The organism is Oleiphilus sp. HI0128, from assembly GCF_001635365.1.
In genome coordinates this window covers 1-1102 of sequence record NZ_LWGG01001559.1, presented here as the reverse complement: position 1 = coordinate 1102, position 1102 = coordinate 1, and the positions used below count along the sequence as shown (strand labels likewise).

Sequence of the window (1102 nt, the reverse complement as noted above, 5' to 3'; positions counted from 1 at the left end):
CTAATAAAATAGACATCCGGGTTGAGAAACTGCATCTTCAGAAGACTCTCTATTCCCTGAATAATATCGCTGACATTCAAAGCGAGTAGCACGCCTAATACGGTGCCGACCAGGGTTCCTACGATCCCGATATAAGCACCTTGCACAACAAATATCCCCATAATCGCCTTGGGGCTCGCCCCCATGGTGCGGAGGATCGCTATGTCAGCTTTCTTATCCGTCACAACCATCACTAAAGTAGAGATAATATTAAAGGCGGCAACCGCAACAATAACCATCAACAATAGGCCAATCATAGTCTTTTCCATGCGAATTGCCTGAAACAGGTTTCCGTGGGTTCTGGTCCAGTCTACGCTATAAAAACCTTCATCCAGGTTCATCGCTATCTGGCGAGCAATATAGGGTGCATCAAACAGGTCATGCATTTTTAAGCGCAAGCCGTGCACTGAACCTTTGATACGTAACATTTTTGCCGCGTCATCCATATGAATCATGGTCAGCGAAGCATCCAGGTCGGCTCCTACACTGAAAATACCTTTTACAACAAAACGCTTTAACCTTGGAAACACACCTGCAGGCGTTAAGGAAGCTTCGGGTAAAACGACAGTGACTTTATCCCCGACATCAACGCGCAATTGCCGGGATAGTATTTCACCGATAATCATGCCGAACTCACCTGATTTCAAATCCTCAAGAGAACCTCGAATCATATGCTCACTGATAATCGAGACCGATGTTTCTTCTTCAGGTAAAACGCCATTCAGCTGAACACCGTGAACTGCACCGTTACGCGTCACCATTCCTTGAGCATTTATAAACGGCGCGGCAGCAAGCACTTTCTCATTTTCAAGTACAGAATCCTGAAGTGTTTGCCAGTCTCGCATATCACTATAAGGTTTAATCACTGCATGCGGCACCATACCCAAGATTCTTTGCTGTAATTCACGATCAAAACCGTTCATAACAGAGAGCACAGTAATAAGTAGAGCCACACCAATTATCAAGCCCACCATCGACGTTAGCGAGATAAATGAAATGAAGTGGTTTTTGCGCTTCGCCGATGTATAACGAAGGCCAATTAAGACAGGATAGAATTTAAACA

At 44.8% G+C, this 1102-nt stretch carries 1 protein-coding gene; it reads right to left on the bottom strand.

Going from position 1 to position 1102, the window contains the following annotated elements:
• Positions 1-1102, bottom strand: a 1102-nt coding sequence (locus A3763_RS25705) for a lipoprotein-releasing ABC transporter permease subunit (protein WP_068760723.1), incomplete at both ends; no start/stop codon positions are given.